Genomic DNA, 8,678 nt, shown 5'->3' with positions numbered 1-8,678 from the left:
CGGGCGACCCGCGCCAAGGCGCAGCAGGAGGCCGAGCGGCTGACGACGCAGGCCACCGAATCGGCGAAGCGCAGCCGTATCCATCCCTGGAGACCCATTCGGCCAGGAGTCGGACGCCTCTGACGGGACCGGTCGACGCCGCGCGACGGGCGATCGCAGGAATAACCCCGGTGAGCCGGGTATGCGTGCGGTCCAACGTCTCAAGGGGGGGAAGCATGTTGGGTATCAAACGCCTCGGCCTGTTGGCCGCGCTGGTACTTGTCGGTGTCGCGCCGGCTGCGGCCGCGCAGGCCGCGGCACAGCCGTCAACGCAGGACACCCAGTACCTGCAGGCGGTACACCAGGTCAACCTGTTCGAGATCACCGCTGGTGACCTGGCTCAGCAGAAGGGTCACGACCAGGGGGTCAAGGACCTGGGCGCGATGCTGAAGACCGACCACACCCAGCTCGACCAGACGGTGCAGCAGACCGCGTCGCAGCTCGGGGTGGAACTGCCGAACGAGCCCAGCGCCGATCAGCAGGCGGTCATCGACAAGCTGAACAACGCCAGCGGCGCGGAGTTCGACCGGCTCTGGGTGACCAGTGAGCTGGCCGGTCACGTCCAGGCCATCCAGGCCACCCAGACGGAGATCTCGCAGGGCTCCGAGCAGTCGGTGGTCCAGTTGGCGCAGACGGCGCTTCCGACGCTGCAGACGCACTACGACGAGTTGGTGGCGCTCGCCAACAAGCTGGGCATCCCGGTTCCGCAGACCAGCGCCAGCGGCACGCCCAGCCCGGGCGGCACCGGCACCGAGTCGCCGGCTCCGGGTGGCACTGTCACCGAGTCGCCGGCTCCGGGCGGCACCGGCACCGAGTCGCCGGCTCCGGGCGGTGGCAGCACCGAGGTACCGGCTCCCAGCGAGAGCTGACGTAGCCACAAGCAGACGGCCGGCCCACCCTCGCGGTGGGCCGGCCGCCCCTGTGCGCGCCATGCGCCGCCCCGCGGGCGGCACCGGCCCCGAAACGGCGAGCGGGTCAGTCGGCGCTGGCCAGACCGATCGCGAACGTCTCCTCCAGGTCGTGCTGGGAGTACGCCCGGAAGGCGATGTGGGACTCGGTGTTGAGCACCCCCGGGACCTTGGAGATGCTGCCCGCGATGACCTGGGCGATCTGGTCGAACTCGCGGACCCGGACGATGGCGATGAGGTCGACGTGCCCGGCCACCGAGTAGACCTCGCTGACACCGGGAAGGTTGGCCAGGTTCTCCGCCACCTCGGGGATCGCGTCGGTGGCGCAGTCGATCAGCACGATCGCGGTGATCACGGGGTATTTCTCCGTTCGTCGGCGTCGTCGCCCATGCTAGATGTTCCGGTCCGGGACCGGAGGCGGGAGCATGTTCCGGTCCGGGACCGGAGGCGGGAGCAGTCGGTGCTCAGCCCTGGGCGGGGCAGGGCACGGTCAGGTCGCTGCCGGCCCGGATCACGTTTCGCAGCCGCTCGCCGGCCCGCACTGTCGCGCCCGGCCACACCACGGTGCGGGACACGTCACCGTCCACCCGCGCTCCCGCGCCGACGACCGACTCCACGCAGTGGCCGGTCACCGTCGCGGACTCCTCGACGAGAACGCCGCCGGCCGCGGCGTGCAGGTTGGCCGCCAGGTAGTCGGCCGGGGTGCCGGTGTCGAAGAAGGTGCCCGGGTAGGGCACCACGGTCAGGGTGCCCGCGGCCTCGGCCGGACGCCACACGGCGCGAACCAGGTCCGAGAAGACGACCGGCAGGTCCCGGACCAGCCGCCAGGGCAGCAGCGAGAAGCCGGTGAAGCAGTTCCCGGCGAAGGTGCCCGGCGCCGCCGGGTCCGCGGCGGGCTGGCCGAGCAGGCGTACGGAGTGCCCGTCCCAGCCGTCGAGCAGGGCGGCCACGTCCGGGCCCGGGGGAGCAGCCGGGTCGGCGAGGTACGCGTCGGCGTTGCCGACAAGCACCGGCCGCCCGTCGATCCAGTCCCGCAGGTTGGCCACCCCGCCGGCGGTGCCCAGCGGGTCGCCCGGCTCCACCGACAGGTGTGCGCGGTCGCCGACGTGTGCCACCACCTGGTCGCCGAGGTAGCAGGCATTCACAGCGACCCGGTCGGGACCGGTCAGGCCCAGACCGGCCAGCCGCGCCAACGCCCGATCCAGCAGGGGCACGTTGCCCACCGGGCAGAGCGCCTTGGGCAGCCGGTCGGTGAGCGGGCGCAGCCGCGTGCCCTCGCCGGCGGCCAGCACCACCGCGCACAGCTCGGCCGGCACACCGACCGCGCCGGTCACGGGGTCTCGTCGGGCACCGGCGGCGGGAACTGCCCGGCGAGTGGCCCGATGTCGTAGTAGGCGAGCAGCCGGGCCGTCGGCCAGGTCAGCTTGGGCAGGTCGTCCAGGGGGTGCCAGGCGGCCTCGAAGACCTCCCCGCCGTCGACGGTCAGCTGGGTGCTGGACGCCGGCACCTCGGCCTCGAAGACCATGTCCACCCAGCCCTTGGCGTGCACTATCGCGTTCGGCACCGCCGGGCGAAGCCGGGACGGTGGAAGCCGGACGCCGGACTCCTCGAACAGCTCACGGGCCGCGCCCACCACCGGGGCCTCACCCCGGTTGAGCAGGCCGGCGGGGAGTGACCAACCCTTGCCGGGAGGCTGGCGGAGCATGAGCAACCGACCCGCGCCCGTCGCCTCGGTGTCCCGGACCAGGGTCACCGCGCCGACGATGTACTTGGGCACCGCCAACCGGACCAGGCGCCGACGAACCGGCAGCGGCAGCCGGTAGAAGGCCTGGTAGAAGAGGGCCCGAGCGGTCGCGCGGGAGCGGGGGATCATGACTCCAGGCTAGTGGTCACGAATGTCCTTCGTACGCACTGGGGCCGGCCGGGTCACTGTCGATGATCGACCAGGTCGATGAGCTGGCGGACCACGGTGTCCGGTTCGATCACCCGGTCGAAGACCGCGACCAACAGGGTTTCCAGGTCGGGGTAGCCCAACTCCTCGGAGAGGCGCAGTAACGGCAGGTCACTGGCGAGGCCCCGGTTGTGCTGGCGCAGGGCGAGCCCGATGGTGGCCCGACCGAGGCGCACCTTGTCGCTGATCGTGATGCCCGGCTCGGTGTGCTCGGCGAACCATCTGTTGATCTGCATCTGCGCGTGCGGCGACTTGACGAAGGTCAGCCACTCCCGCCGGGGACCGCGCGGCGCCACACCGGCCTCGAAGCCGTTGTCGCCGTCGTTCTCGGTGAAGATCTCCACGACGTCGCCCTCGTCCAGCTCCGAACTGAGCGGGGCCAGCCGACCGTTGATGCGTGCGGCCAGGCAGTGGTCGCCCCGGTTGTTGCCCAGCTCGTAGGCGAGGTCGACAGGCGTGGCACCGGCCGGCAGCACGACCTGCCGCCCGTCGGCGAAGACCTGGATCTGCCCCTCGGCCAGGTCGCAGCGCAGCGACTCGTAGAACTGTGCCGGGTCGGCGGCGTCCGGCTCCCAGTCGAGCACCCGGCGCAGCCAGTCCAGCTGCTCGGCACGGGCCGCTGTGGTGCTGCTGCCGGAGCTGGGGAAACGGAAGTCGGCGGCGATGCCGTACTCGGCCGAGCGGTGCATCTCCTCGGTGCGGATCAGCACCTCCACGGTGCGGTCCTGGGGGCCGCAGACGCTGGTGTGCAGCGAACGGTAGAGGTTGTTCTTCGGCGAGGCGATGAAGTCCTTGAAGCGGCCGGGCACCGGTCGCCAGGTGCCGTGGATCGCGCCCAGCGCGGCGTAACAGTCGGTGGCCGGGCCGTCGACCACCACCACGATGCGGGGCAGGTCGTACGGGGCGGTGTGGCCGCCGGCGATGGTGTCCTTCCAGATCGAGTAGAGGTGCCGGGGACGGGGGCTCACCTCGGCGTCGACCCGGCTGCGGCGCAGCGCCACCCGGGTCCGGGTGACCACCGAGTCGAGGTACGAATCCCAACCCGGCCGATCGTGCACGTGCCGGGCCAGCCGGGCGTGCTCGTCGGGCTCGAGGTGCAGCAGCACCACGTCGTCCAGCTCGCGTTTGAGGGTCTGGATGCCCAGCCGGTCACAGAGCGGGACCAGCACCTCCTGGGTCTTGCGGGCGATCCGTTCCCGCGACGACGCGGAGCGCACCCCGAGCGTCCGCATGTTGTGCAGCCGGTCGGCCAGTTTGATGATCAGCACCCGGACGTCCTTGGCGGCCGCGACGATCATCTTGCGGACCGTCTCCGCCTCGGCGGCCTTGCCGTAGAACGCCTTGTCGAACTTGGTCACCCCGTCGACCAGGTGGGCCACCTCGCCGCCGAAGTCCTCGGAGAGCGCCTGGAGGGTGTAGCGGGTGTCCTCCACGGTGTCGTGCAGCAGCGCCGCGACCAGGGTGGTGGTGTCCATCCCCAGCTCGGCGCAGATCTGCGCCACCGCGAGGGGGTGGGTGATGTACGGTTCCCCGCTCTTGCGGAACTGCCCGCGGTGCATGTTTTCCGCGATCGTGTAGGCGCGGCGCAGCACCGCGGGGTCGGTGCCGGCGTGGATGCCCCGGTGGGTGCGGACCAGTTGGGTGACCGGGTCCGAGTCGGTGGTCGGCCAGCTGAGCAGCGACCGCAGCCGGCGGGCGAGCGGCAGCTCACCCGGCTGTGTCGGCAGGGCGCCCCCCAGGGCGGCGCCGTGTCCGGCGTCGACGTCCACGAGGGACACCTCCTCACCCCGGCTCCACACCGCCGGATCCCGGCGGGGGAGCAGGCCCACGAATCGGGCAGGACTGCACTTCTCTAACAGCCTAAGCGAGTCGACGTAGTCCGATCGGTCAGTTGGTCATGAGCGTTCGGTCGAGAGTTGGTGGGACGCGCCGCCCTCGGCCTTCGCCAGCAGGTCACGGAACCGGGCCGCGCCACTCGCCGGAGAGGACCAACCGGAGGACATCTCGACGAGTCGGGTCTCCGGTCGCTCCAACCAGGACAGGATGCGCTCGGACTCCTCGGCGGTCGCCGCCGGCACCGGACCATGCCCGCCGGACACCGTCTCGGCGGTGGCCCGGATCGTGGTCAACGTGGGACGCGGGTGCACGCCCGGCGGGGACACCCCCGCACCGGCCAGTCGGCCGTGCCGGACCAACGCCAACTCCCAGCCGCCCCGGGCGGCCGGTCGGGCCGCGGCCAACTCGACGATCCCGGTCAGCGCGGCCAGCCGCTGCATCCGCACCGTGGCGCGCAGCACCGCGGCCAGCCGGGACCGCACCACGGCGGCCTCCTCGTAGCGCTGGTCGGCCGAGAGCACGTCGATCCGCGCGAGCAGCGCGTCCACCACCGGCTGAGGGTCGCTGGCCGTCGCGGTGCGGAAGGGCGCGGCGGCGCTGTCGTCGTACTCCTCGGGGGTGATCTTGTGTTCGCAGGGCGCCGGGCACCGACCCAGCTCGGCCAGCACGCAGGCCGGCGTGACGGTGCGCAGCGAGAGCCGGTGCGTGCACTGGCGCAGTGGCACCGCGTCGTGGAAACCGGCGGCGGCCAGCTCGGCGGCCCGTCGGGAGGTGAACGGCCCGAGGTACGCGGTGTCGGTGGGGGAGAGGTCGCGGACGATCGACAACCGGGGGTACGGACCGTCGGTCAGCTTGAGCCAGACCATGCGTTCCGGGTATTTGGACCGGCGGTTGTACGGCGGGGCGTGCGCGGCGATCAACCGCAGCTCACGGACCTCCGCCTCCAACGAGTGGGCGCACTCCACCGCCTCGACCCGTTCGGCCGCGCCCAGCATCTCCGAGATCCGGGCGCGCTTCTCGCCGGCGGTGAAGTAGCTGCGCACCCGGGTGGCGATGTCGACAGAGGTGCCCACGTAGAGCGGTCGGTCGTCGGCGGCCCGGAAGATGTAGACGCCGGGGACCTTGGGCAACCCCTCGGCCAGGTGCCGCTTGCGGCGCTGGGTCGGGGTGACCGCGCGGGCGAACTCGATGGCGTCGCCGACCGTGTCCACCCGGTGCCCGCCGAGCCGACCGATCAGCCCGTGCAGCACGTCGACGGTGGCCTTCGCGTCGTCCAACGCCCGGTGGGTGGGCTGGGTGGCGGTGCGGAAGTAGGCGGCCAGGGTGCCCAGCTTGCGGTTGGGCACCTCGTCGCGGGTCAGCACCCGGCGGGCGAGCGCCGCCGTGTCCAGGACCCGGGGGTTGGGCCAGCGGTAGCCGTGCCTGGCGCAGGCGGCCTTGAGGAAGCCCACGTCGTACGGGGCGTTGTGGGCCACCAGCACCGCGTCGTCGATGAACTCCAGGAAGCTCGGCAGCACCTGCTCGATCGGTGGCGCCGGCACCAGCATGGCCTGGGTGATGCCGGTCAGCACCGTGATGAACGGCGGAATCGGCTGGCCCGGGTTGACCAGGGTCGCCAGCACCCCCAACTGTTCGCCACCGCGCACCTTGACCGCGCCGATCTCGGTGATGCCGCCGCCGTCCGGCGCGCCGCCGGTGGTCTCCAGGTCGACCACCACGAAGGTCGTCGCGTAGAGCGGCAGCGCCGGGTCCACCCCGCCCACCGCCGGGTCGAGACCGGCCAGTGACTCCTGGACGTACTCCGCCTGTGCCATCGGCGGCACGCTAGCGCCCCGGTCCGACACTCCCGTCGCAGCCGTCCCATCCGTCACCATGGGGCTAGGATGAGAGATCGGCTCACTCACCGGGCGGTGGGCCCGGTCGCGGTGGGAGACTTGCCACATGCCCCTCACCGAGCCTTATGACGACCACCTCCCGCAGGAGGATCCGGTCGCGCTCGACGGTGCCGTGGGCAACCCGGACGACAACGTAGTCAACGACGCATCAGGCGCATCTGACCCGACAACGGTCGACGGCCTCGCCGCCGAGCCGGAGCCGACCCTGCCCGAGCCGGTCCGGCAGCGGATCGTGACGCTGACTGCCGCGGTGCTGCCCACCCTCCCCACCGACGAGGTCCCGGTGCCGCTGCGCCGGGTGGCCAAGTTCGCCCCCAACCGACGCGCCCGGCTCGGCGCGCCGGTCATCGCCGCCCAGCTCACCGCCGACCCGCTGTTCCGGCAGCGGGTCACCGCGCGGGTCCTGGCCGACGCCGGTGACCTCGGTGCGGCGGTGGTCGAGGGCACCGCGCCGGCCGCCGCCGACCCGGTCGAGGTGGCCGCGCTGGCCTACCTGGCCCGGCCCCGTGGCTGGCGGGAGCTGATCGACGCCAGCGGCGCGGCAGTGCGCGCCGAGGCGGACAGCGCCGTCGTCGCCGAGTTGGTCCGCGAGGCCGAGCAGCGGGCAACCCGGGCCGAGCACGACCGTGCGGTGGCCCGGGTCGAGGCCGAGAAGCTGCGCGACGAGTTGGCCCGCGTCCGGGAGGAGCTGGGTCAGCTCCGCGAGGAGTCCCGACAGGTGGCCCGCACCCTGCGCGAGACCCAGGCCCGCGAGCGCAAGGCCACCGAGCTGTTGGCCACCGAGCGCGGCCGGGCGGCCCGCGCCAGCGCCGACGTGGACGCCGAACTCCGTCGCGCCCGGGCCCGGCTGGCCGAGGCCGAGGCCTCCGCCGGGGTGGCCCGCGCCAGCGCCAAGGAGGCGCGCTCGGTCGACGACGCCCGGCTCTGGCTGCTCCTGGAGACCATCGGCCAGGCCGCCGTCGGGCTGCGCCGGGAGCTGGCGCTCGACCCGGTGGACAAACTCCCGGCCGACTTCGTCGCCGACGCGTTCGCCGAGCAGCCGGGCACCGCCCCGGCCGGTCCCGCCGCCCGCGCCCGCGACACCGACGACCCGGCCCGGCTCGACCAGTTGCTCGCCCTGCCGCGGGCGCACCTCGTGGTGGACGGCTACAACGTCACCAAGCGTGGCTTCGGCGAGATGTCCCTGGAGCAGCAGCGCAAACGCCTGATCACCGGGCTGGGCGGGATCGCCGCGCAGACCGGCGACGAGGTCACGGTGGTCTTCGACGGCGCCGAGCGGATGCACGGGCTGCCGCCCGCGCCGCGCGGCGTACGGGTGCTCTTCTCTCGCAAGGGTGAGACCGCCGACGAGCTGATCCGGCGACTGGTCCGTGCCGAGCCGGCGGGCCGGCCGGTGGTCGTGGTCTCGTCGGACCGCGAGGTCGCCGACGGGGTACGCCGCCACGGCGCGTACCCGCTGGGCGCGGACTCGCTGCTGCGGCGGCTCGCCCGCTCCTGAGAGGACGCGTCCTGCTGATCCTGAACGAGGAGTGGCAGCACCTGCGCTTCGCCCTGCGTGACCTCGACGCGCAGAGCTGACACCCTGGCCCTCACTGCCGCTCGGGCCGCTGTCCGGTGGCCGGTAGTCGCCGGGTCAGCTCGCGACGCAGCGCGTCGGTGCCCGGCTCCATCCAGGTGAGCCGGACGACCAGCTCGTAGGGGCCGCGTCCGGGAGTCGACCACTGTCCGGCTCGCATGGGCGGACGAGTCTGCTGCGGGTCGCGGGTCACGACCACCAGCCGCGGATCCAGGCGTCCCCGCACCTGGGCGCTGGCCACGTTGACCCAGTCGATGCTGAGTGTGGTCCCCTTCGGTCCGCTCAGGTGCAGCGTTTCATCGGTCAACCGCAGCGGCAGGCGAGGCTGATGGCGCAGCTGCCAGTTGGTCGTCAGCCCGACGACGGCGCCGATCATGCCGAAGCGCAGCAGCACCTTCCACCACGCCTCGTCGAACACCACCGTGTAGAAGGTGAGGAGAGCCGCGCCGACCAGCACGGCGAGAGCCATGGCG

Annotated in this window: 8 protein-coding genes; 2 read left to right on the top strand and 6 right to left on the bottom strand. The window is 72.6% G+C overall.

What is annotated here, in order from left to right; genetic code table 11:
• The first annotated feature begins 215 nt into the window (after positions 1–215).
• Entirely contained in the window at positions 216–908 is a 693-nt protein-coding gene (locus ABZ749_RS22415) for a DUF4142 domain-containing protein (protein ID WP_357230635.1), read from the top strand.
• A gap of 106 nt (positions 909–1,014) precedes the next feature.
• On the opposite strand, the gene ABZ749_RS22410 is transcribed toward ABZ749_RS22415, so the two are convergent.
• The 5 genes from ABZ749_RS22410 to ABZ749_RS22390 form a co-directional block, all read right to left on the bottom strand.
• On the bottom strand, positions 1,015–1,302 hold the full coding sequence (locus tag ABZ749_RS22410) for an Lrp/AsnC ligand binding domain-containing protein (RefSeq protein ID WP_124772802.1): 288 nt from the start codon (positions 1,300–1,302) through the stop codon (positions 1,015–1,017).
• 109 nt (positions 1,303–1,411) lie between these two features.
• Positions 1,412–2,281 carry a sugar phosphate nucleotidyltransferase gene (locus tag ABZ749_RS22405; protein ID WP_357230632.1) on the bottom strand — a complete coding sequence of 290 codons (870 nt, stop codon included), beginning with the start codon at positions 2,279–2,281 and terminating at the stop codon, positions 1,412–1,414.
• Positions 2,278–2,820 (bottom strand): NUDIX domain-containing protein, encoded by a 543-nt coding sequence (locus ABZ749_RS22400; protein WP_355007737.1) that lies wholly within the window; start codon positions 2,818–2,820, stop codon positions 2,278–2,280. Before ABZ749_RS22400 ends, ABZ749_RS22405 begins: the two co-directional genes overlap by 4 nt.
• A gap of 53 nt (positions 2,821–2,873) precedes the next feature.
• A complete protein-coding gene (locus tag ABZ749_RS22395) occupies positions 2,874–4,667 on the bottom strand; it encodes an HD domain-containing protein (RefSeq protein ID WP_357230638.1) in 1,794 nt (597 codons plus the stop codon).
• Positions 4,668–4,793: 126 nt separating this feature from the next.
• Positions 4,794–6,548 (bottom strand): DEDD exonuclease domain-containing protein, encoded by a 1,755-nt coding sequence (locus tag ABZ749_RS22390; RefSeq protein ID WP_357230629.1) that lies wholly within the window; start codon positions 6,546–6,548, stop codon positions 4,794–4,796.
• A 127-nt stretch (positions 6,549–6,675) separates the two neighbouring features.
• Between ABZ749_RS22390 and ABZ749_RS22385 the strand changes: the two genes are divergently transcribed.
• Positions 6,676–8,127, top strand: a complete 1,452-nt coding sequence (locus tag ABZ749_RS22385; protein WP_357230626.1) for an NYN domain-containing protein — start codon at positions 6,676–6,678, stop codon at positions 8,125–8,127.
• A gap of 91 nt (positions 8,128–8,218) precedes the next feature.
• On the opposite strand, the gene ABZ749_RS22380 is transcribed toward ABZ749_RS22385, so the two are convergent.
• Positions 8,219–8,678: hypothetical protein (locus ABZ749_RS22380; RefSeq protein ID WP_357230623.1), on the bottom strand; the 460-nt coding region annotated here is incomplete at its 5' end.

Source organism: Micromonospora sp. NPDC047753 (assembly GCF_040642735.1).
GTDB lineage: Bacteria > Actinomycetota > Actinomycetes > Mycobacteriales > Micromonosporaceae > Micromonospora.
The sequence above is the reverse complement of the archived record's forward strand: the minus strand, read 5'-3'. Positions and strand labels throughout refer to the sequence as shown.